19 protein-coding genes are annotated in these 21,011 nt (G+C 63.0%); 9 read left to right on the top strand and 10 right to left on the bottom strand.

The features are described from left to right. Positions 1-6 precede the first annotated feature (6 nt). Positions 7-921 carry a LysR family transcriptional regulator gene (locus J0O65_RS16640; RefSeq protein ID WP_215408354.1) on the top strand — a complete coding sequence of 305 codons (915 nt, stop codon included), beginning with the start codon at positions 7-9 and terminating at the stop codon, positions 919-921. Between the two features lie 24 nt (positions 922-945). Here the strand turns inward: J0O65_RS16640 and J0O65_RS16635 are convergent, their stop codons facing one another. Next, on the bottom strand, positions 946-1,323 hold the full coding sequence (locus J0O65_RS16635; RefSeq protein ID WP_215408352.1) for a c-type cytochrome: 378 nt from the start codon (positions 1,321-1,323) through the stop codon (positions 946-948). Positions 1,324-1,572: 249 nt separating this feature from the next. Here J0O65_RS16635 and J0O65_RS16630 point away from each other — a divergent pair, with 249 nt between their 5' ends. The 3 genes from J0O65_RS16630 (at position 1,573) to J0O65_RS16620 (ending at position 5,522) form a co-directional block, all read left to right on the top strand. Further along, the gene (locus J0O65_RS16630) at positions 1,573-3,132 is read left to right on the top strand and encodes a DUF1800 domain-containing protein (RefSeq protein ID WP_215408350.1); all 1,560 of its coding nucleotides are present in this window, start codon (positions 1,573-1,575) and stop codon (positions 3,130-3,132) included. A 15-nt stretch (positions 3,133-3,147) separates the two neighbouring features. Then, complete coding sequence (locus J0O65_RS16625) at positions 3,148-4,332, top strand: DUF1501 domain-containing protein (protein WP_215408348.1); 1,185 nt, start codon at positions 3,148-3,150, stop codon at positions 4,330-4,332. A gap of 89 nt (positions 4,333-4,421) precedes the next feature. Beyond that, positions 4,422-5,522 carry an AI-2E family transporter gene (locus J0O65_RS16620; protein ID WP_215408346.1) on the top strand — a complete coding sequence of 367 codons (1,101 nt, stop codon included), beginning with the start codon at positions 4,422-4,424 and terminating at the stop codon, positions 5,520-5,522. Positions 5,523-5,735: 213 nt separating this feature from the next. Here the strand turns inward: J0O65_RS16620 and J0O65_RS16615 are convergent, their stop codons facing one another. Further along, on the bottom strand, positions 5,736-5,960 hold the full coding sequence (locus J0O65_RS16615) for a hypothetical protein (RefSeq protein WP_010396348.1): 225 nt from the start codon (positions 5,958-5,960) through the stop codon (positions 5,736-5,738). Positions 5,961-6,100: 140 nt separating this feature from the next. Here J0O65_RS16615 and J0O65_RS16610 point away from each other — a divergent pair, with 140 nt between their 5' ends. Genes J0O65_RS16610 through J0O65_RS16600 form a run of 3 tightly spaced genes read left to right on the top strand, consistent with a single transcriptional unit; the run spans position 6,101 to position 8,603 of the window. Beyond that, a complete protein-coding gene (locus tag J0O65_RS16610) occupies positions 6,101-6,859 on the top strand; it encodes a phosphatase PAP2 family protein (protein ID WP_251373785.1) in 759 nt (252 codons plus the stop codon). A 12-nt stretch (positions 6,860-6,871) separates the two neighbouring features. Then, the gene (locus J0O65_RS16605) at positions 6,872-7,780 is read left to right on the top strand and encodes a diacylglycerol/lipid kinase family protein (protein ID WP_215408567.1); all 909 of its coding nucleotides are present in this window, start codon (positions 6,872-6,874) and stop codon (positions 7,778-7,780) included. Positions 7,781-7,784: 4 nt separating this feature from the next. Next, the gene (locus J0O65_RS16600) at positions 7,785-8,603 is read left to right on the top strand and encodes a metallophosphoesterase family protein (protein WP_215408345.1); all 819 of its coding nucleotides are present in this window, start codon (positions 7,785-7,787) and stop codon (positions 8,601-8,603) included. Between the two features lie 246 nt (positions 8,604-8,849). Here the strand turns inward: J0O65_RS16600 and cls are convergent, their stop codons facing one another. Both cls and J0O65_RS16590 read right to left on the bottom strand, forming a co-directional pair. Continuing rightward, a complete protein-coding gene (cls, locus tag J0O65_RS16595; protein WP_215408343.1) occupies positions 8,850-10,241 on the bottom strand; it encodes a cardiolipin synthase in 1,392 nt (463 codons plus the stop codon). Beyond that, positions 10,238-12,349, bottom strand: coding sequence for a site-specific recombinase (locus J0O65_RS16590; RefSeq protein WP_215408341.1), 2,112 nt, complete (start codon positions 12,347-12,349; stop codon positions 10,238-10,240). The genes cls and J0O65_RS16590 overlap by 4 nt, the downstream gene beginning before the upstream one ends. Before the next feature lie 318 nt (positions 12,350-12,667). Here J0O65_RS16590 and J0O65_RS16585 point away from each other — a divergent pair, with 318 nt between their 5' ends. Then, on the top strand, positions 12,668-13,777 hold the full coding sequence (locus J0O65_RS16585; protein WP_215408338.1) for a porin: 1,110 nt from the start codon (positions 12,668-12,670) through the stop codon (positions 13,775-13,777). On the opposite strand, the gene J0O65_RS16580 is transcribed toward J0O65_RS16585, so the two are convergent. The 3 genes from J0O65_RS16580 to J0O65_RS16570 all read right to left on the bottom strand — a co-directional run bounded on the left by J0O65_RS16580 (position 13,765) and on the right by J0O65_RS16570 (position 16,327). Then, entirely contained in the window at positions 13,765-14,343 is a 579-nt protein-coding gene (locus J0O65_RS16580; protein ID WP_215408336.1) for a DUF3617 domain-containing protein, read from the bottom strand. The genes J0O65_RS16585 and J0O65_RS16580 overlap by 13 nt on opposite strands. 68 nt (positions 14,344-14,411) lie before the next feature. Continuing rightward, a complete protein-coding gene (locus tag J0O65_RS16575) occupies positions 14,412-15,959 on the bottom strand; it encodes a TerC family protein (RefSeq protein ID WP_215408334.1) in 1,548 nt (515 codons plus the stop codon). Positions 15,960-16,042: 83 nt separating this feature from the next. Next, positions 16,043-16,327, bottom strand: a complete 285-nt coding sequence (locus tag J0O65_RS16570; protein WP_215408332.1) for a hypothetical protein — start codon at positions 16,325-16,327, stop codon at positions 16,043-16,045. 278 nt (positions 16,328-16,605) lie between these two features. On the opposite strand from J0O65_RS16570, the gene J0O65_RS16565 reads away from it, so the two are divergent. Further along, complete coding sequence (locus tag J0O65_RS16565; protein WP_215408330.1) at positions 16,606-19,452, top strand: M16 family metallopeptidase; 2,847 nt, start codon at positions 16,606-16,608, stop codon at positions 19,450-19,452. A gap of 71 nt (positions 19,453-19,523) precedes the next feature. Here J0O65_RS16565 and J0O65_RS16560 read toward each other — a convergent pair whose 3' ends face one another. The 3 genes from J0O65_RS16560 to J0O65_RS16550 all read right to left on the bottom strand — a co-directional run bounded on the left by J0O65_RS16560 (position 19,524) and on the right by J0O65_RS16550 (position 20,930). Further along, the gene (locus tag J0O65_RS16560) at positions 19,524-20,159 is read right to left on the bottom strand and encodes a YiaD family glycine zipper/OmpA-like lipoprotein (RefSeq protein ID WP_215408566.1); all 636 of its coding nucleotides are present in this window, start codon (positions 20,157-20,159) and stop codon (positions 19,524-19,526) included. Between the two features lie 215 nt (positions 20,160-20,374). Beyond that, a complete protein-coding gene (locus J0O65_RS16555; protein WP_010396376.1) occupies positions 20,375-20,521 on the bottom strand; it encodes a lmo0937 family membrane protein in 147 nt (48 codons plus the stop codon). Between the two features lie 166 nt (positions 20,522-20,687). Next, positions 20,688-20,930 (bottom strand): hypothetical protein, encoded by a 243-nt coding sequence (locus J0O65_RS16550; RefSeq protein WP_215408328.1) that lies wholly within the window; start codon positions 20,928-20,930, stop codon positions 20,688-20,690. Positions 20,931-21,011 lie beyond the last annotated feature (81 nt).

Here is a 21,011-nt window from a genome sequence, read left to right as displayed (position 1 = left end):
TGAAAATTGCTGCGACTCGATGACTTGCAGGTATTTGTGCGCACGGCCGACCGGGGCAGTTTGTCGGCCGCCGCGCGCGAGATCGGCATCTCGCCCGCGCTGGCCAGCGCCGCCGTCAAGCGCCTCGAAGGGGCGCTGGGCTTGCGCCTGCTGGCCCGCACGACCCGTTCCTTGAGCCTGACGCCGGAAGGCACGCAATACCTGGAGCACGCGCGCGAAGCCTTGCGCCTGCTGCGCGCAGGCCACGATGCACTGCTGGCTGGCAAGGACGGTTTCGGGGGAACCTTGAAAATCGCCATGCCCTCCGACCTGGGCCGCAATCTGATGCTGGGCTGGCTGGACGAATTCCAGCTGCGCCATCCGACACTGCATTACCAGCTCAGTGTCAGCGACCGGGTGGCCGACATGGTGCGCCAGCAAGTCGACGTGGCCATCCGCTATGGCCAGCAAGACGATTCGAGCCTGATCGCCATGCCCATCGCGCCCGCCAACGACCGGGTGCTGGTGGCGTCGCCCGCTTACCTGCGCGACTACGGCCCCCTGCTGGCGCTGGAAGATTTGTCGCAGCGCAATTGCCTGCGTTTCGCGCTGGAAGACGGCTTGCACGACCGCTGGACCTTTTACCGCCTGCCGCAGCGCGAGCAAGTGACGGTCCCCGTGAGCGGCAACCGCAGCGCCGACGACGCCGACCTGGTGCGCCGCTGGGCCGTGGCGGGCCTGGGTATCGCCTATAAGTCGCGGCTCGACGTGGCGGGCGACCTGGACGCCGGCCGCCTGCAAGCGCTGTTGCCCGACGTGGCGGGCGAGGCCACGCCCTTGCACCTGGTCTGCACGCACCGGGCGCAGGTGACGCCGCTCGTGCTGCAGTTGCGCGATTTCCTGCGCGATAAATGTGCGCAGTTATTAAAACAGCAGAATTGACCGGAGGGTGTTGTTTATCTGGTATCAGTGATTTTTTAAAATCACATCGCTCATGTATTGATTCAAATCGCGAAAATCCTTTACCCGCCAGGCATATGGCGCAATCTTGACGCCATTCTCTTTCAAGGTCTTGGGAATCAGATCGCCATTCGGACGCAGGATGACCGACGATACGATCACGCCCGGATAATCCTTGAGGCGTTTTTTGAATGCGGCGGTGGTCAGGTCCGGCGTGGGCGGATTGCTTTTATTTGCCAATGGCCCCGTTCCCTTGATCTCCGCGCCATGGCACACGGCACAGCGCTGTACATACAGGGTTTTGCCATTGAGATTCTCCGCCAAGGCTGACGGCGCTTGAATGAGCGATAACGTTCCTAATGCAGCGATAAATAATATTTTCATTTCTTTTTAATGTGGACGTATTGTATGGATAATGTCTGGTTTGAGAGAAAAGACGGAATGCCATTGCAATACGCCATACTCCCGATACCATTTTATCCGAGATTATTCAGTGCTAATGTGCTCGCTCTTGCGCGAAATCGCTAGGCGAGCCATTGCGTTTGATTACAACTCGTTGCAAATGGCAATCATGCGCAGGTCAACCTGGGCGTACCCTCAAGCATTCTGCATGAAACCGCTTGAAGGACCGCCATGACCCCGCACCGCTTATTGCCGACGACCTTGCTTTCCCTGTTCTTGCTGGCCGGCTGCGCCGCGACCGGACCTGCCGTCCAGGCCGGTCATCGCGCGCAGGCCAGTCCCGCGCACACCAGTTCCGCGCAGGACGTGGCCATGCTGGAACGGGTCAGCTGGGGTGTGAACGGGGGCAGCGTGCGCCAGATGCAGGAGCAAGGCTGGAACGCCTGGCTGCAGGCGCAGTTGCATCCAGGAAAAGCGCTCTTGCCGCCGGCCATCTCCGCGCAGATCGACGCCATGAGCATCAGCCAGGTGCCGCTTGATCAGCTCGTCATGTCCGTGGAGCGAAAGCGCAAGGAGTCGGCCGGCGTGATGGACGACATGGCGAAGCAGCAGGCGCAAAAGGAGTATCAGCAGGAACTGAACCGGCTGGCGCGCGAGGCGGCCACGCGCTCGCTGTTGCTGGACGTGTATTCGCCGAATCAGTTGCAGCAGCAACTGAGCTGGTTTTGGCTCAACCATTTCAGCGTGCATCAAGGCAAGCACAACTTGCGCGCCATGGTCGGCGATTACGAGGCGAACGCCATCGCGCCGCATGCGCTGGGGAAATTCCGTGACTTGCTGGGCGCCACCGTCCACCATCCGGCCATGCTGCGCTACCTGGACAATGAAGCCAACGCCGCCAAGCGCATCAATGAAAACTATGCGCGCGAGCTGATGGAGCTGCACACGCTGGGCGTCAACGGCGGCTACAGCCAGGCGGACGTGCAGGAGCTGGCGCGCATCCTGACCGGGGTGGGCGTGAACCTGGGACCGGACACGCCGAAAGTGAGACCGGCGCTGCAGTCGCAATACGTGCGCCGGGGCTTGTTCGAATTCAATCCAAACCGCCACGATTACGGCGACAAGCAATTCCTCGGGCAAACGGTGAAGGGCAGGGGACTGGCCGAGCTCGATGAAGCGCTGGATCGCCTCAGCCGCAGTCCCGCCACCGCGCATTTCATCAGCGGCAAGCTGGCCCAGTATTTCGTGGGAGATAACCCTCCCGAAGCGCTGGTGGCACGCATGGCGGCCACCTTCCAGCACAGCGACGGCATGATCGCCGACGTGCTGCAGACGATGTTCACCAGCCCCGAATTCAGGCAGTCGCTGGGCAAGAAATTCAAGGACCCCATGCATTACGTGGTGTCGGCCGTGCGCCTCAGCTATGACGACAAGCCCATCCTGAACGCGGGCCCCATGCTGAGCTGGCTGTCGCGCATGGGCCAGCCTCTGTACGGACGCCAGACGCCCGATGGCTATCCGCTGACGGACGCCGCCTGGGCCAGCCCCGGCCAGATGACGACGCGTTTCGATATTGCCCGCACCATCGGCTCGGGCAGCGCCGGCTTGTTCAAGACGGATGGCCCGCAGCCGCAGGAAAAAGTCGCCTTTCCGCAATTGGCCAGCGCCCTGTATTACCAGGCGCTGCAGCCAGGCCTGAGCCCGGCCACTCTCCAGGCCCTGGATCAGGCCGCTTCGCCGCAGGAGTGGAACACCTTTCTCCTGTCTTCGCCGGAAATGATGCACCGCTAGATTGAAAGGATTGCCATGAACCGTCGTGACCTGTTGAAAGCCCTGGCCGCCGCGCCCCTGTTGTCGCATGCGGGCAGCCTGCTGGCCGCGCCGGCCACGGATGCGAAGCTGCTGTTCGTCTTCTTGCGCGGCGGCTATGACGCGAACAATCTGCTGGTGCCGGTCGGCAGCGATTTTTACTATGCGTCGCGGCCGAATATCGCCATCGCCAAACCGGGCGAGGAAAACGGCGCGCTGCCCTTGACCGCGGAATGGGCCTTGCATCCGGCCTTGCGCGAGACCATCTATCCCCTGTTCAACGGCGGCGAGGCGGCCTTCATTCCGTTTGCCGGCACGACGGATCTGACGCGCAGCCATTTCGAGACGCAGGACAGCATCGAACTGGGGCAGGAACTGGGCGGACGCCGCGATTTCGGCTCGGGCTTCCTGAACCGGCTGGCGCAAAGCCTCAATGGCAGCAAGCACGCCATTTCCTTCACGGACCAGCTGCCGCTGATCTTCCAGGGAAGCATGCAAGTGCCGAACATGGCGCTGCGCTCCGTGGGCAAGGCAGGCATCGATGCGCGTCAAAGCCAGGTCATCGCAGCCATGTACCGGGGCACGCCCTTGCAGCAACCGGTCAGCGCAGGCTTTGCCGTGCGCGCTGATGTGACGAAGGAGTTGACGGGCGAGATGCAGGCGGCCAACCGCAACGCCATCTCTACCCGCGGCTTTGAGCTGGAGGCGCAGCGCATCGCCCGCTTGATGAAGGACAAATACAATATCGGCTTCGTCGACGTGGGCGGCTGGGATACGCATGTGGGGCAGGGCGGCGCCAACGGCTACCTGGCCGGGCGCTTCGACGAGCTGGGACGGGGGCTGGCCGCGTTTTCGCAGGAAATGGGTGGCGCCTGGCGCAATACCGTGGTGGTGGTGGTCAGCGAATTTGGCCGCACCTTCCGCGAAAACGGCAACCGCGGCACGGACCACGGCCACGGCAGCGTGTTCTGGGTGCTGGGCGGCGGCATCCAGGGGAAACAGGTGGCGGGCGAGCAGGTGGCGATGTCGCAGGCGACGCTGTTCCAGAACCGCGACATGCCCGTGCTGAATGAATACCGGGCCGTGCTGGGCGGCTTGCTGCGCCGCACCTTCGGCTTGACGCCGGCGCAACTCGACCATGTGTTTGCCGGCGTCAAGCCGGTGGAACTGGGCCTCGTGTAAATCAGCGAATCTCCGTGTTACGCTACGCCTGCGCATGTGGCGCATAGCGAATACCGGCGGCCCATGGCGCCGGGCACGAATGGAGTGGCATGAACGATACCCAGCGCGATATGCTCAGCGCAGGCTTTTCCCTGGCCCTGATCGCCATGACGGCCTTCGTCATGCAGCGTTTCTTCTTGCCGCTCGTGTGGGCCGGCATCCTGTGCGTGGCCACCTGGCCCTTGTATGTGCGCGTGCGCGCGGCGCTGGGCCAGCGCACCATCGTGGCCGCTGCCCTGCTGACCCTGGCGTTCGCCTGCATCTTCATCATTCCCGTGCTGTTCGGCGTGGCGCAGGCGGCGCGCGAAGTGCCCGTGCTGGCCAATTTCGTCGTCCATGCGAACACCGACGGCTTGCCCGTGCCGGGCTGGGTGGCGCATATTCCGCTGGCCGGCAATGCCATCGGCGACTGGTGGCAAGCCACCCTGAGCCAGCCCCATGGCCTGGGCCACTTCTTTGCGGGCAGCGCCGTGGGCGGCTTTCATTCCGCGCGCGACATGCTCAAGGTGCTGGGGGCGGACGTGTTCCACCGCCTGGTCGACTTCGGCCTGGCGTTTTTATGCCTGTTTTTCTTCTACAAGGATGGCGAGGCGTTGACGCGCCAGATCACGGCCGTCGGCAGCCATTTCCTGCGCCCGGAACGGTGGGGCCGCTATGCGCAAAAGATCCCCACGGCCATCCGCGCCACCGTCAACGGCCTGGTGCTGGTGGGACTGGCTGAAGGCGTGTTGATCGGTATTGCCTACGCCATCGCCGGCTTGCCGTCGCCGGCCCTGTGGGCGTTTGCCACGGGCATCCTGGCCATCATCCCGTTCGGTGCGCCGCTCGCCTACCTGTGCGCGGCCGCCTTGCTGGTGTTTCAGGGCAATGTGGGCGCCGCCATCGGCGTGGCCGTGTGGGGCACCGTGGTGCTGTTCGTGGCGGACCACTTCGTGCGCCCCGGCATGATCGGCAACGCCACCCGCTTGCCCTTCCTGGCCGTGCTGTTCGGCATTCTGGGCGGCGTGGAAACCCTGGGCCTCGTGGGCCTGTTCATCGGCCCCGTCGTGATGGTGCTGTTCGTGACCCTGTGGTACGAAGCGAATGTGTCTGACAAGGTGCCTCCAGTGCAAACACCTGCCAGCCCGGCCGCGCCGGAACGCACACAGTAATGAGGGGTCGGCCGGCGTTGCCGCTGGCCGGTACTGGGCGTTCCCGGCGTGGCCGGGCTAGGCTTTCAAGCAAGGTTGTCGAAAGCCTCGGAATACGCCGAGAAAAATCGTAGCGAGCGGCAACGAGTTGTGGCTAAGAAGCGCAGCTGTACTTTAGTACAGCGAGCATCGCAGGCCGCAAATCGCGCCGCGCAGTAGATTTTTACGGCGTATTTAATGCGCCTTGGATAAGATGAGGAGCCAACGGCGCATCAGCAGCACTTCAACATAGCCCGGCTCGATGCCCGTACCGCACTCGATCAGGGGATTGACGGTGTAGTAGCGCTTGCGGAAGTCGCGGCAGACGAGGATTTCGCGCTTGCCCATGCGGACGAGGAAAGAGCTTGGGGCGTATTCCAGGCCGAACCGTGAGCCAAAACCGCTATTCAATGTTGCCATGACAATTCCTTTGAGGGAGATGTGTTGAACGAGTCATCAGAATAGCATAACTACTGTACGAAAACACAGCTACTGTATGAATAAACAGTATTTTTTACTAGTGTGGTTTTTTTGATCATCACCGGGAACATGAAAGAGAGATGAGTTTGCAAGAGAAAAATGACATGGGCATGACCACGGGCTGGACCACGAAACTGCGCCGCTTCGCCGAGGCGCGCCTGTCGCCCGAGGGCGAGCTGGGCCTGCATCTGACGGTGGGCGTGGTCCTGATGCTGGTGGCCATCGTCGTGTTCCACGAGATCGCCGAAGCCGTCATGGGCATGGCCCAGATCACCGTGATCGACTTGCAGGTGGCGCACTGGTTCAACCAGCATGCCGTGCCGTGGATCACCAGCGTCCTGCTGGTCGTCACGCACATGCATGGCGTGATCGGCGCCATCACGCTGGCGACCCTGCTGGGCTGGTATCTGCACCGCAAGGGCGCCAATTACTGGCTGTTTACCCTGCTCATCACCATGCCGGGCGTCATGTTTTTGAACCTGCTGTTAAAGTACATTTTTGTCCGCGCGCGGCCCAGTTTTGATGAACCCATCCTGCAGACGGCCTTGAGCACGTACAGCTTTCCCAGCGGCCATACGGCCACCTCGACTGCCCTGTACGGCTTGCTGGCCGCCTACCTGATTTGCCAGACGGCGCCGGGCGCCTGGGGCAAGCGCATCGCCATCGCGCTGGGCGCCTTCCTGATGGCGTCACTCGTGGGTTTCAGCCGCATTTACCTGGGCGCGCATTACCTGAGCGATGTGCTGGCGGCCATGGCGGAAAGCTATGGCTGGCTGGCCATCTGCATCGCCGGCGTGTCGACCCTGCGCCGCCGCCGGCATATCCGGCAAACCAGATAAGGGGAAACCATCCTGAGCAAGATCGCAGTCATCATCAATGGGGGCGCCGGTTGCGGCTACGCGCCCGACTGGGCGCAGCGGCTCGAAGCGAAATTCGCCGCCGTGGGACTCGATGCCGCCATCACGCTGGCCGCCGGCGGCGCCGAGATGATCGCCACGGCCGAGCAAGCCTTGCGCGATGGCGCACCGATCGTCGTGGCCGGAGGCGGCGACGGCACCATCAATGCCGTCGCGTCTGTCGTTGTCGGCAGCGGCACGCCGTTTGGCGTCTTGCCGTTGGGCACCCTGAACCATTTCGCCAAGGATTTGAATATCCCGCTCGACCTCGATGCGGCGATTGCCAATGTGGCGCAGGGCTTGCCGCACCAGGTCGACGTGGGTGACGTCAATGGCCGCATCTTCCTGAACAATTCCAGCCTGGGCCTGTATCCGGATATCGTGCGCGACCGCGAAAAGCAGCAGCGCCGGCTGGGGCGGGGCAAGTGGCTGGCCTTCAGCTGGGCGCTGCTGGCAGCCTTGCGCCGCTATCCCTTCCTCAGCGTGCAATTGAAGCTCAACGACGCCGTGCATGCGCGGCGCACGCCGTTTGTGTTCATCGGCAATAATGAATACCTGATGGAAGGCTTGAATATCGGCGAGCGCGAGCGGCTCGACGGTGGCCAGCTGAGCCTGTACGTGGCGCAGCGTCCGGGCCGCCTGGGCTTGCTGAAGCTGGCCTTGCATGCACTGTTCGGCAAGTTGTCGCAGGCCAAGGATTTCGACGTGCTGACGGCCACCGACCTGGAGATCGCCACGCGGCACCGCCGCCTGCGCGTGGCCACCGATGGCGAAGTGACCGTCATGAATACGCCGTTGCGGTACCGCATCCGTACGGCCGCGCTGGCGGTGCTGGTGCCCGTACCGGCACCTGCCGGGGAGTAAGGCCATGCGCACCATCGTGCATTTGTCCGACTTGCATTTCGGCAGGGTCGACGCGGCCCTGCTGGCACCCTTGCGCGCGCTCGTCGAGCGGCTGGAGCCGGACGTGGTGGTGGTCTCGGGCGACCTCACGCAGCGCGCCCGCAGCGCCCAGTTCCAGCAGGCGCGCCACTTTCTCGACAGCTTGCCGGGGCCGCAGATCATCGTGCCGGGCAACCATGACGTGCCCCTCTACAACGTCTTTTCCCGCTTCCTGACGCCGCTCGTGAAGTACCGGCGCCATGTGACGGACGATTTGTCGCCCGAGCATGTGGACGAGGAAATCGCCGTGCTGGGCATCAACACGGCCCGCTCCCTGACGTTCAAGGATGGCCGCATCAGCCACGAACAGATCGCTGTCCTGCGTGAACGCCTGGGCCGTTTGCCGCCCGGTTTGACGCGCATCATCGTCACGCATCATCCATTTGACTTGCCCGAACATTTCGACAAGGATGATCTGGTCGAGCGCGCGCCGCTGGCGCTGCAGATGTTTTCCGAATGCGGCGTGGATTTATTGCTGGCCGGCCACTTGCACGCCAGCCATGCGGGCGATACCTCGGCGCGCTACAAGATCGACGGCTACGCCGCCCTGATGGTGCAGGCGGGCACGGCCACGTCCACGCGGGGGCGCGGCGAGTCGAACTCCTTCAATGTGCTGCGCGTGGAAAACAGTTGTATTCGCGTCGAGCGCTATAGCTGGAATGACGACAGCGCCGATTTTGAAAAGGTCAGCACGGAAGCGTTCGAACGCCAGGGCGGGGTGTGGGCCAGCTTGCGGCCGCTGTAGGTCGGATTAGCGGGGCGAAGTCGCGCGTAATCCGACGCTATTGTTGGCGGTGGTGGTGGTGGTTTTCGTGATGGTGTCGGCTTACGCTGATGTCGGCTTACGCTGCGCTAAGCCGACCTGCGCCGACCTGCACCGGTAGCAGGAGTGGCCGGCAAAATGGCCAGGGCTAGGCGCGTTGCCGAAGACAGTACGAATAGTACGGCGAGGCAATGCAACAACGCCCTGGACTTTTTGACGGCAACTCCCTTACAGCCAGTAGTTCATGAAGCGCGCCGCCCACTCCTTCATGCGGTCGGAGAGTGGCCGCATTTCCCATTTCGTCTTGGTGATCTCTTCCGAGTCGCGCAAGTCTTCCTGGAAGGCGTTTTCCATTTCGCGGCCGAAGCTGTCGCCCAGCACGATCACGTTCAGCTCGCTGTTATGCAGGAAGCTGCGCATGTCGATGTTGGTCGAGCCCACGGTCGACCAGGCGCCGTCGATGACGGCCGTCTTGGCGTGCAGCACGGCCAGTTTCAAGTGAAAAATGCGGATGCCGCCGGCCAGCAATTGATCGTACAGCGCGTGTCCCGCATGGAACACGAGGCCGCTGTCGGACACGCCGGGCAGCACCACGGTCACGTCCACGCCACGTTTCGCGGCGGCCACCAGCGCATCGACCGTCTGCTGGTCGGGCACGAAGTAGGCGGACGTGATGTGGATGGATTTTTTTGCTTCCTGGATGGCCAGGATATACGCCTTGTAGATTTCAAAGCCGCCTTCCGGCTCGCTGGCCACGACGCGCACCAGCTTGTCGCCCACTTCCGACAGGGGCGGGAAATAATTCGCGTCCGGCAAGTCTGCCTGGTCTTGCTGGGCCCAGGTGCGGATGAACAGCCACTGGAAGGCGGCCACGGCGGGGCCTTCCACTTTCACGTGGGTATCGCGCCAGCCCACGTCCTTCTTGTCGGTGGCTTTCGATTTCGAACGGAACAACGAACTTTTCGCATAGGTGTCGCTGATATTGATGCCGCCCGTAAACGCCGTCTTGCCGTCGACGATCAGCACCTTGCGGTGGTCGCGGTTGTTGATCTTCCAGTCGTCGCCCTTGAGCTTGGCGGGATTGACGGGGTTGAACGCCACCAGGTGGATGCCGGCCGCGCGCATGCGCTCGAAGAAGGCTTGCGGCACGCCGAGCGTGCCCACGCTGTCGTAGATGACGTTGACCGTTACGCCCGCTTGCTGCTTTTCGATCAGCATGTCGGCAAACTTCAGGCCCAGCGGATCCTGGTCGAAGATATACGTTTCCAGGTTGATGCTGTTCTTCGCTTCGCTGATGGCCTGGAACATGGCGGCCATGGTTTGCGGGCCGTCAAACAGCAGCGTCACCTTGTTGCCCTTGATCAAAGGCACGCCCGTGGCCGCCTCTTCCAGCGCGGCCTGGGCTTTCAAGTCCATGCCGGACCTGGCCCAGCGCTTGTTGAGCAGGGCGGCGCGGCTGTTGACGTTCAGCACGGCGCCCTTGCCCGTGATCACCTTGGGCTTGGCCACGGGTTCCAGGGTGGTGTTGAGATTTTTAACGTTCGGCAACGCGGCGCATGCAGCCAGGGTCCAGCACAGCAGTAGGGCGGTGAGGCAGGGTTGCATGCGCCGAACGGTCATTTTTGAGCCTTGGTCGTGGGGGACAGGTTTGCCGAGTCGTCAAGCAGTGCCAATGGTGGCGGGTTTTTCGAGCCGAAGAAGAAAACGATGGGCGAGCGCAGGAAGCGCTTGCCCAGAATCTTCAACAATTGCATGCCGTGCTTGAAGCGCACCTGGCGCGAACGCAGCGCCACCCACAGGGCCAGGCCAAAGCTGACCAGCAAGTTGGCCGTGCCGATGGCGAAGATGCCCGACAGCGACTTGATGGCCAGTTGCCAGCTCATGTTGTGGTCCAGGCCCACCAGGGCCGTGGCGAAGTTGGCGGCCGAAAAGGTGATGTGGCGGATATCGATCGGCAAGCCGATCAGGAAACCCAGGGTGCCGATGGAGCCCAGCAGGATACCGAAATAGAAGTTACCCATCAGCCCGCCCAGGTTGTTTTCCAAATACAGGCCCAGCCGTTGCAGCCGCTCCTGGCCGATCACCTTGCCCAGGCCGCGCAATTGCGCGATGCGCTGCGCCCAGCGCGTGTACAGGGCCTGGTTGTCATAGTAGCCCGAAATCAGGCCGGCGACGAACAGGCACACGCCGGCGATCATGGCATAGAAGATGGCGGGACTGCCGATGGGGTCTATATCGTGCAGCAAGCGCATGGCCTTTTCGGGCGTCACCAGGTTGTGCCCGGTAATCGCCTTGTAGCCGAGCGCGATCAGCCAGGCCGTGGGAATGGCGGTCGCCAGGTTGCCCAGCACGGCCATGTTTTGCGTGCGGAAGACTTTGTTGATCAGCTCGGCCATGCTGTCGAGGTCGATGTTCCGCCCATCCTTGCTGTGCAGGCCGGCGGCGATGCGCGAGGCCGTCATGGCCGGCTGCTTGGTGGCCACCGTGAAGTGCAGCAAGTGGATGAACATGAAGCCGATCGAGTAATTCATGCTGAACATGAAGGCTTCGACCAGCGGCGCCGAGCGCAAATACGACATCAATATCTTGAACAGGGCCATGAAGCCGATGATCACGCCCGCGCCCGCGGACGAGAGGAACATGGCACCCATTTCGCGCCGGTTTTCCGCGATGTAGTGCTCGCCCGTGCGGCTGGCGTTTTCCGTCACATTGCGCGCCAGCAAGTTGATATTGTCGGAAAACAGGTCGCTGACCTTGTATTTGTTGTTGTGCGCCTGGATCAGTTCCAGCGCCAGCGCGACGGAACCGGCGCGGCGGCGGCTGACGGGCTGCGCATCGTGCCAGTCCTGCGTGGCGTCCACCGTGATGGCGGCGATGTCGACGTTGTTCGATGCGGGCAATTCGCCGCTCGTGTCGACGAGGAACAGCAGCTTGCGCAGGCGGTCTATGCTTTGCGCCAATGCCACCAATAAATACGTGAGGGGAATGCTGGTGCCCTGGTACAGCGCTTTTTTGCGGATCTTGGCGATGACGGCGTCGCACTGGTCCAGCATCACCAGCAAGTGGCGCGCATCTTCGATGTGCTCGATGTCGCCGTGCAGCAAGTTCGTATAGGCGTCCAGATAGGCGTTCACTTCCGTGTTCTGCACCATGAACGGCGACTGGAACACTTCGATTTCGCTATGGAAACGCGTCAGCTCCGGTTCCAGGCCCATGGCGCAGACGCGGTAGGACAGGGTGCGGATGGCGTCGAGCATGCCGGGCAGCATGATATTGCCGTCGCCGACGGCCAGTTCGATGTCGTCGCTGGTGAGCACGTCGAACAGTTCCAGCCAGTCCGTGGCGGGCACGTTGCTGATCCACAAATAATCGGTCTTCAGGTACAGCACCTGGTCGAGCGCGTCGTTCAGGTATTCGTCGCCCAGGGCGGGCGGCAGCATGCGGTAGGCGATGCGGCGTTTCAATTCCGTGAAAAAGCCGCTGTTCGACAGCACGCCGATGTCCGTGTACAGGCTGGCGTGGCGGCGCGCGGCCAGCACGCGCAGCACGTATTCGTGCAGGGCGCGCGCTTGCGCGGGGTTACCTTTGAGAAGCTGGCGCAGGGTGCGCACGTTGGCGATCGCGGTAGCGCTGTCGTGGGCGCGCTTGGGACGCAGTGAATTGAATAATTCCACCAGCAAGTCGATATTGCTGGAGTTGGGGTCTATGCGTTCGAGGATAGCTAGCATGCAGAAAAAACGGGCGAGCCGCTGTCGGTAAAACCAGTAGTGTACCGCCTGCGTCGGATCGCGCAACGTTCGCCACCGAACATTGCTTTACGGCAGGGCCTGCAATTCACGCCATTGTGCCGCAAATTGCGCGAATCGTGCTCACTCTTGCGTGTTGTCAGTGCACGACTCTTTTCCGGGGGCTAAGCTGAAGTTTCTGTTGTACAACGCACGGATGGCTGGACAAAAAGCGAGGATAAGGTAACACTAAGATCAGACACACAGCGCATGTCCTGATCAATACCGGGAAGTTTCACCCACGTTGCCGAGATATTTATCATGAAGACCTCGTATTTTGCGCTTGCTGTGATAGGGATGGGGCCTTTCGCGCTGGGCGCGACGGCCCAGGCTGCCGATGGCGCGGGCAGTGCCGCATCCGGTAACGTTGCCGTGTACGGCGTGCTCGACGCGGGCATCGTGGCCGAACGGGGCTGTGCCGCCAGTTGCGCCGGCGCCAAGGTGTCCGGCGGCGTCGCGTCCGGCTCGCGCCTGGGCGTGCAGGGCCGCGAGGCGCTGGGCAATGACGTGTCCGCCGTATTCACGCTGGAAGTGGGCGTGCAGAACGACACGGGCCAATCGGAAGACGGGCGTCTGTTCGGACGCCAGGCCTACGTGGGCCTCGACAGCCGCCTGGGCGCGCTGACCCTGGGACGCCAGTACAACCTGCAATACCTGACCCTCACCGACGTGGCCGACCCGTTCAAGGGCGGCATGGCCGGCAGCGCCGGCAACCTGGCCGGCTACAGCGTGAAACGCTACGACAATACCGTCAAATACGTGACGCCCGCCTTGCGCGGCGTGTCCGCCGCCGCCATCTACAGCTTTGGCGAGTCGCCATACAGCAGCGCCAACAACCGCGCGTATGGCGCCACCCTCGGCTATTCGGCCGGCGCCGTGAACGTCAGCGTGTCGCACCAGCGCAAGAACAACTTCATCCTCGCCTCCGGCACCTTGCCCGCCATCGACATGTCGTCGCGTAACACCCTGATCGCGGCCAATATCGACCTGAAAGGGGCCACCGCCTTTGCCGCCGTGGGCGTGAACAAGGGCTATGGCAGCTCGCCGTGGGACCCGAACAATGCCTACAGCGCGCTGGCCCTGTCGATGTCGTCCTCGGACAGCCGCGACACCTTGCTGGGCGTGTCCGTGCCGGTGGGCGGCTTCAAGCTGCTGGCGTCATGGGTGCGCAAGGATGACCGCGACCTGGCCAACCGCGACGCCACGCAGCTTGCCGTCGGCCTCACGTATTCGCTGTCGAAGCGCAGCGATTTCTACGCGTCCTACGCGAAGATCCATAACAAGAACGGCGCCCGCTACACGGTGGGCAATGCCAGCGACGGCGGACGCGGCGACGCGGCTTTTAATATGGGCTTCCGTCACGGCTTCTGAATTGCCGCCGCGGCAGGGGCAGGGCAGCTGGCCCCCAGCCACTTGCCCTTGCTCGTCACGTTCACCCGTTCCGGCGTGCCGCGCGCGCTGGTCGTCACGGCCAGCTGCATGTCGAAGGCCTGGTCGCCATGGAAGCGCACCTGGCCTTCGCCGCTCGATGTCGGGTTGGCGCAGCTAAATGACACCTGCATGCCGCCCGCGATGTCGCTGTTCTTCGACTTGCAATCGCCGGGCTGGCCCGTGGGAATCTGCTTGCGCGCGGCCATTTCCGGCGTCACGCACGCCGTCACGCGCACGGCGCCGTCGGCGCCCACGGTGGGCATGGCCATGCCGCGGCTGGCGGCCATGCTTTCCAGTTGCTTGCGTTGATCGGGGGGAAGGTTGCCCAGTTGCTGCAGCAGCATGGACATGGCGTTGTCGGTGGCGGCGTCCGGCGACGCCATCGTGCTGTCGACTTGCCACAGGCCCGGCTTGATGGTGGCGGATGGCGAGGCGGCCTGGGCGCCGGCGTGGGCGCCGATGGCGGCGCAGGCCAGTAAACTCAGGCGTAGCAGGAATCGTTTCATCGTGGGGGTCTCCGGTATGGGCAGACCCCAGCATACGGCATGGCAAGCGGAGCACGCTTGCCATTGTGTTACAAACTGTGATCGGGCTCGATGCGGCGCACGTCCACGCAGGCGATGCGGCGCTCGTCGGCCTCGACGATTTCATAGCGCAAGTCGTCGAGTTCCAGCACTTCGCCCACGGCCGGCATGTTCTCGAAGTGCGCCAGCAGGAAGCCGGCCAGCGAGTTGTATTCGCCGTCTTCGCTGACCAAGGTTTCTTTCTCGAACACTTGCTCCAGGTAATGCAGGTCCGTCGCGCCGTCGACGCGCCAGTGGCCGGGGCCCAGCACCTCCACGTCGGGCTGCTCGTCCTCGTCGGGGAATTCGCCGGCGATGGCTTCCAGGATGTCGATCGGCGTGAGCACGCCTTGCACGGTGCCGAACTCGTCGACCACCAGTACCAGCTGGCCGCGCGAGCGCTTCAGGGTTTCCATGGCTTTCAGCACGCCGGCCGCTTCCGGCACGACGACGGCTTCGCGCATGCTGTCCGGGTCGATCTTGCCGCGTGATACCAGGTCCTCGATCAGGTCCTTGCTGCGCGCGATGCCGACCACGTTGTCGAGGTCGTCATTGCAGACGGGAATCATGCTGTGCGGCGTGTCGCGCAGCAATTGCAGCATCTTCCCGCTGCTGTCGTTCAGGTTGACCCACGAGACGTCGCCGCGCGGCGTCATCACGGAGCGGATCGACCGTTCTGCCAGGGTCAGCACGCCGCTGACCATATTGCGTTCTTCCACGCCGAAGGCGGAGGCATCGGGCACTTCCTTGACTTCGTGCTCTTCCACGGCTTCGCGGCCCTTGCGCCCGCCCAGCAAGCTCAACACGGCTTGCGCCGTGCGGTCGCGCAGCGGGGCGTTCGACTGCAGCTTGAGGAAGTTGCGGCGCGCCAGTTGATTGAAAAATTCGATGACGATCGAGAAACCGATAGCGGCGTACAGATAGCCTTTCGGAATGTGGAAGCCCAGGCCTTCGGCCACCAGCGACAGGCCGATCATCAGCAGGAAGCTCAGGCACAGCACGACGACCGTGGGGTGGGCGTTGACGAAGCGCGTCAGCACCTTCGACGCCAGCATCATGACGACGATGGAAATGACGACGGCCGCCATCATCACGTACAGGTTGTCCACCATGCCGACGGCCGTGATGACGGCGTCGAGCGAGAACACGGCGTCGAGCACGACGATCTGCGCCACCACGAGGCCGAAGCCGGCGTAGACTTTCGGGCCCGTCTGGGCGTGCGTGACGCCTTCGAGGCGCTCGTGCAGCTCGGTGGTGGCCTTGAACAGCAGGAACAGGCCGCCGACGAGCAGGATCAGGTCGCGCCCCGAAAACGAGAATGTCCATAGGGAAAACAATGGCGTGGTCAGGGTGACCAGCCAGGAAATCAGCGAAAGCAGGCCCAGGCGCATGACGAGGGCCAGCGTCAGGCCCAGCACCCTGGCCTTGTCGCGCTGGTGCGGCGGCAGTTTCTCGGCCAGGATGGCGATGAAGATCAGGTTGTCGATACCCAGTACGATTTCCAGTACGACCAGCGTCAGCAGGCCGACCCAGATTGTCGGGTCAAATAACCATTCCATGTGTGTAACCTTGTAAAGTCAATAAGTATCAAGCTTGCCTGGCGGCTGCTGCCCCGGGCGTGATGGGTGCTGCATGCATGTGTTCAGAGGCGGACGCGCGGCGGCCGGGTGGCCAGCCGCACGTCCGCTTCGGCAAGTGCGCCCGGTCCCGCTTGCCAAATGATGGCGCAAAATGGCGCCCCCTGGCGCGAGGTCGGGTATAGCGTGATGGGGTCGTTGTCGCATTCTTCGCTATTGTCGCTATCGCAGCTGTCGCCAGGCAGGCCCGCATGGACACTGGCGTCGGCACAATCGATGCTGAAGGCGGGCGCAGCGGTAGCGCCGGCCGCGATTGCATGCTGGAATGGGGAAGGGCTGGCGTAGGCCATGCTGGCGAACGCCTGGGGTAAGGCGATGAAAACAAAAAGGCAGAGCAGGACGAGAGCTCGTCTCATATACAGGCAGATAGTTCTGGAACCACGAGTATAACACGGGTGGATAACAGCCTGATGACAGGACTTGCGTAACTGATAAGTATGCCGTAAATTGCGAGAGCAATAGTTTCCCTGGGCGGCGAAGACGCAGCGCGGGCCGGTGGCAATTTTTGCGTGTGTATCGTATGGCGCTTGCGCTTCTTTATATAACGTAGTGTTACCAGGACTTTGCCTTGAAACCCATTACCGCCCTCCTGCTTGCCGCCGGCATCCTTTCGCCGTCGTTCGTCCTCGCCGCCACCCCGGTGGACGCCGTGCCGACCCAGAAAACCGGCAAGGCCGCACCCAGCCGCGCCGCCGCCGTCAAAGTCACGTCCGTCGAAGGCATCACCGAATACCGGCTGGCCAATGGCTTGCGCGTGCTGCTGTTTCCCGATGCCAGCAAGCCTACCCTGACCACCAACATCGTCTACCTGGTCGGCTCGCGCCATGAAAACTATGGCGAAACGGGCATGGCCCACTTGCTCGAACACTTGCTGTTCAAGCCCAGCGCCAATTTCGGCGTCAGGAAGGGCACCAAAACCCCGGTCGAGATCCTGAACTCGACGGGCGCGCAGTTCAACGGCACCACCTGGTACGACCGCACCAATTACTACGCCACCTTCCCGGCCAACGACGACAACCTGCGCCAGATGCTGGCCATGGAAGCGGACCGCATGGTCAACGCCGCCATCGACCAGAACGACCTGTGGAATCCGAAAACGCAGAAGGGCGAGATGACCGTCGTGCGCAACGAGTTCGAGATGGGCGAGAGCGACCCGATCGGCGTGACCAGCGAACGCATCCAGGCCATCGCCTACGATTGGCACAACTATGGCAAGTCGACCATCGGCGCCCGTTCCGACATCGAGCAGGTGAACATTCCCCGTTTGCGCGCGTTCTATCATAAATATTATCAGCCGGATAACGCCGTGCTGATGGTGGCGGGCCGCTTCGACGAAGCGAAGGTCTTGAAACAGATTAATGATCTGTTCGGCAAGATTCCGAAACCCACGCGCGTGATCGAGCCGACCTACACGGCCGAACCGGTGCAGGATGGCGAGCGCGCCGTGACGGTGCGCCGCAGCGGCGGCACGCAATTCGTCGGCGCCGGCTACCACGTGGCGCCGTCCGGCAACCCGGACGCCGTCGCCATCGAGGTGCTGGGTCACGTGCTGACGGATGCCCCGGCCGGCCGCCTGCACAAGGCGCTGGTGGAAACCAAGCTGGCCAGCAAGATCGAATACAACTCGGTGAGCAACCTGGAGCCGGGCTACAACCTGTTCGGCGCGCTGGTGCCCGTCGATGGCAACCTCGATGCGGCGCAAGCGGCCATGCTGAAGGTGCTGGAAGAGCTGAAATCGCAGCCGATCACGGACGCGGAAGTGGCGCGCGTGAAACAGCAGCTGAACAAGCAGGTCGAACTGATCACCTCCAACACGGCGCGCATGACGATCGCCCTGACGGAATCGCTGGCGGCCGGCGACTGGCGCTTGTTCTTCCTGCAGCGCGACCAGCTCGATAAACTGACGACGGCGCAGGTGCAGGCGGCGGCCGAGAAATACCTGAAGAGCTCGAACCGCACCCTGGGCCGTTTCATCCCCACCGATGCGCCGGACCGCACCGTCGTGCCGGCCTACGCCGACGTGGCGCCGCAACTGGCCGGCTACACGGGCCGGGCCGTCGTGGCGCAGGGCGAGGCGTTCGACCCCAGCCCCGACAATATCGAGGCGCGCACCACGCGCTTCACCTTGCCGAACGGCTTGAAAGGCGCCTTGCTGCCGAAGAAAACCAAGGGCAATACCGTCAGCGTCGTGTTGAAATTGCAGATCGGCAGCGAAGAAAACTTGCGCGGCAAGGCGCAAGTGGGCAGCTACACGGCCAATCTGTTGTCGCGCGGCACGGATAAACTGTCGCGCCAGGAAGTGAAGGACAAGTTCGACCAGCTGGGCATGCAAGTGGCCATTTCGGGCGGCGCCGAGGGCGTCACGGCCATGCTGACGGGCAAGCGCGAGAACTTGCCGGCCGCCATGGACCTGCTGGCGCAAGTGCTGCAAAAACCGGCCTTGAGCGAGACGGAGTTCCTGGAATTGCAGCGCGAGCGCGTCGGCCGCGCGGAGCAGGAATTGCCTGAACCGCAGCCGCTGGCCGTGAACGCCTTCCGCCGCCTGCTCGACGCCACGCCGGAAGGCCATGTGCGCCACGTGGCGACCCTGCCGTTTGATCTGGCGCAATGGAAAGCCATCAAAGTGGCCGATGTGAAAGCCTTCCATGGCGCGTATTATGGCGCCGCCAACGCCACCTTTGCCGCCGTGGGCGACTTCGACCCGGCCGCGCTGAAGGCGCAAGTGACCAGCCTGTATGGCGGCTGGAAGGCGCAGCAGCCGTATGTGCGCATCCCCGACGCCGTCAAGCCCGTCAGCGGCGAGAAAGTCACGCTGGAAACGCCGGACAAGGCGAACAGCGTGCTGTTCGCCATCCAGCCGATGCCCCTCAAGGATGACGCCGCCAACTATCCCGCCTTGCTGATCGCCAATCATATGCTCGGCGGCGGCGCCTTGCGCAGCCGCCTGGCCGACCGCATCCGCCAGAAGGAAGGCCTGTCGTACGGCGTCGGCTCGCAAGTGAGCATCCCGTCGCGCGAACCGGCCGGTTACTGGATGGCGTATGCGATCAGCGCGCCGCAAAATACGGTCAAGGTCGAAGCGGCCCTGCGCGAGGAAATCGCCAAGGTGCTGGCCGACGGTTTCACGCAAGAGGAACTGGCCGAGGCGAAGAAAGGCTGGCTGCAATCGGAAGAAGTGGGCCGCACGCAGGATGCGGGCCTGGCGCGCGCGCTGGCCGGCTACCTTGCCGAAGACCGCACCATGGCCTACGACAAGGACCTGGAAGCGAAAGTAGCCGCCTTGACCCTGGCGCAAGTGAACCAGGGCTTGCGCGAGTACCTGAAACCGGCTGCCGTCTCGATCGTGACGGCGGGCGATTTCGCCAAGGTGGCGAAAGAGGGCGACAGCGGCGCCAAGGCGACGACGTCGAAATAAGCCGTTTTACATAGAAAAACCCGCCGGCAAGGTCACTTGCCGGCGGGTTTTTTTTATTGACGTGTGTCAGCTTAGCGTGGGGCTAATTCCGCGACATAAATTTCGACGCGGCGGTTGCGTGCGCGTCCGGCCGCATCCGCATTCGAGGCGATCGGCTCGCGGGCGCCGCGGCCTTCCGTGACGACGCGCGTTGGCGACACGCCGCGCATGGCCAGGTAGTCGCGCGTGTGGGCCGCGCGTTCCACCGACAACGGTTCGTTGATGGAATCGCTGCCCGTGCTGTCCGTGTGGCCGATGATGCTGACCGTGGTGTTCGGGTTTTCATTCAGGGTGGCGGCGAAGCGGTCGAGGATGGGGCGGAAGTTGCCCTTGATGTCGGCGCGGTTGGTGTCGAAAGAAATGTCGCTTGGGATTTCCATTTTCAGGCGGTTGTCGGCCGTCTGCGTCACTTGCACACCAGTACCCTGGGTGGCTTGTTCCATCGCGCGCTTCTGGTTTTCCATGCGGTTCGACCAGATATTGCCGACGACGGCGCCCGCTGCCGCACCCAGCAGGGCGCCGCCGGCCGTGCGGCCGCTGCTGCCGCCACCGGTGGTGCCGCCGATCAAGGCGCCCAGGCCAGCGCCGATGCCTGCGCCCGTGGCCGTGCCGCGTTGTGTGGCGGACATATCCGCGCAGCCGCTGGCGGCCAATGCGATCACCAGCATGCCGATCAGGGATTTGGCGCCGGGGCCTTTGTTGAAGGTTTCTTTCATGGATTTTCTCCTTGTTTTGTTATTGGGACATACCCAGGACTACCCGTACACGTTACTGCAAAATGCCGCCGCGTGCCAGCGCGCGCACACGACACCTGAAAGGCGGCAAAAGAGCGGCGCCCGTGTGCACGCGCGCCGCTCTTGTCTGGCCATGTTAACGGCCTGGGCTATAAACCGCGCCCGCTGATCAGGCGCAGCAGCACCATGATCACGGCGACCACCAGCAGGATGTGAATGAAGCCGCCAATGGTATAGGAAGTTACCAGGCCCAGCAGCCAAAGAATAATGAGTACGACGGCGATTGTATACAGCATGATGTGTCCTCCGAGAGTGATGTGTGGATGACGGCGGCTGCCTTGGCCTTGCGCCGTCATCGGTGCTTGTCATTGCGCGGCGACCGGGTCGCTGAACGCTGATGCCATGACTAAGTGTCCACTTTGTTTCCCCTGTGTTCTGTACGCTGTCGTACACAAGGCTCAACTATCGGGGGCGGTCGGCGTGTTCGTCGGCCATGCCTGGCACCCACGCCAGTATGCCGGCCATGCCGACGGCGCCCGCCAGGCAGCTGACCATGCCGCCCGTGAGCAACAGCATGACGCCAAATACGGGGCCGCCCGCTGGCGGCGCCAGATCCAGCGCGCAGAAGCCCAGCGCGGTGGCCAGCACGCCGCCGCCAATCAAGCCGAGCCACATCCTGTTGCTGCCTGCCTTGTCGTTTTCCATCGCTGCTCCTTGTGGCGAATATCCGTTGAACTTTCCTGAGTGCATCATCTCGCGCGACGGCAAACTCATCTGTACGCCAAC

Origin of the sequence: Janthinobacterium sp. JC611, from assembly GCF_018682595.1 — a bacterium.
GTDB lineage: Bacteria > Pseudomonadota > Gammaproteobacteria > Burkholderiales > Burkholderiaceae_D > Janthinobacterium.
Note: the sequence above shows the minus strand (reverse complement) of the source record. Positions and strands in the feature narration are given on the sequence as shown.

Bases quoted from the DNA above. Each gene is read 5' to 3' on its own strand.
- J0O65_RS16555 (WP_010396376.1), bottom strand. From the start codon at position 20,521: ATGCTGTATACAATCGCCGTCGTACTCATTATTCTTTGGCTGCTGGGC.
- J0O65_RS16625 (WP_215408348.1), top strand. From the start codon at position 3,148: ATGAACCGTCGTGACCTGTTGAAAGCCCTGGCCGCCGCGCCCCTGTTG.
- J0O65_RS16600 (WP_215408345.1), top strand. From the start codon at position 7,785: ATGCGCACCATCGTGCATTTGTCCGACTTGCATTTCGGCAGGGTCGAC.
- J0O65_RS16580 (WP_215408336.1), bottom strand. From the start codon at position 14,343: ATGAAACGATTCCTGCTACGCCTGAGTTTACTGGCCTGCGCCGCCATC.
- J0O65_RS16570 (WP_215408332.1), bottom strand. From the start codon at position 16,327: ATGGCCTACGCCAGCCCTTCCCCATTCCAGCATGCAATCGCGGCCGGC.
- J0O65_RS16560 (WP_215408566.1), bottom strand. From the start codon at position 20,159: ATGCTGGTGATCGCATTGGCCGCCAGCGGCTGCGCGGATATGTCCGCC.
- J0O65_RS16630 (WP_215408350.1), top strand. From the start codon at position 1,573: ATGACCCCGCACCGCTTATTGCCGACGACCTTGCTTTCCCTGTTCTTG.
- J0O65_RS16610 (WP_251373785.1), top strand. From the start codon at position 6,101: ATGAGTTTGCAAGAGAAAAATGACATGGGCATGACCACGGGCTGGACC.
- J0O65_RS16550 (WP_215408328.1), bottom strand. From the start codon at position 20,930: ATGGAAAACGACAAGGCAGGCAGCAACAGGATGTGGCTCGGCTTGATT.
- J0O65_RS16635 (WP_215408352.1), bottom strand. From the start codon at position 1,323: ATGAAAATATTATTTATCGCTGCATTAGGAACGTTATCGCTCATTCAA.
- J0O65_RS16575 (WP_215408334.1), bottom strand. From the start codon at position 15,959: ATGGAATGGTTATTTGACCCGACAATCTGGGTCGGCCTGCTGACGCTG.
- J0O65_RS16615 (WP_010396348.1), bottom strand. From the start codon at position 5,960: ATGGCAACATTGAATAGCGGTTTTGGCTCACGGTTCGGCCTGGAATAC.
- J0O65_RS16585 (WP_215408338.1), top strand. From the start codon at position 12,668: ATGAAGACCTCGTATTTTGCGCTTGCTGTGATAGGGATGGGGCCTTTC.
- J0O65_RS16620 (WP_215408346.1), top strand. From the start codon at position 4,422: ATGAACGATACCCAGCGCGATATGCTCAGCGCAGGCTTTTCCCTGGCC.
- cls (WP_215408343.1), bottom strand. From the start codon at position 10,241: ATGACCGTTCGGCGCATGCAACCCTGCCTCACCGCCCTACTGCTGTGC.
- J0O65_RS16590 (WP_215408341.1), bottom strand. From the start codon at position 12,349: ATGCTAGCTATCCTCGAACGCATAGACCCCAACTCCAGCAATATCGAC.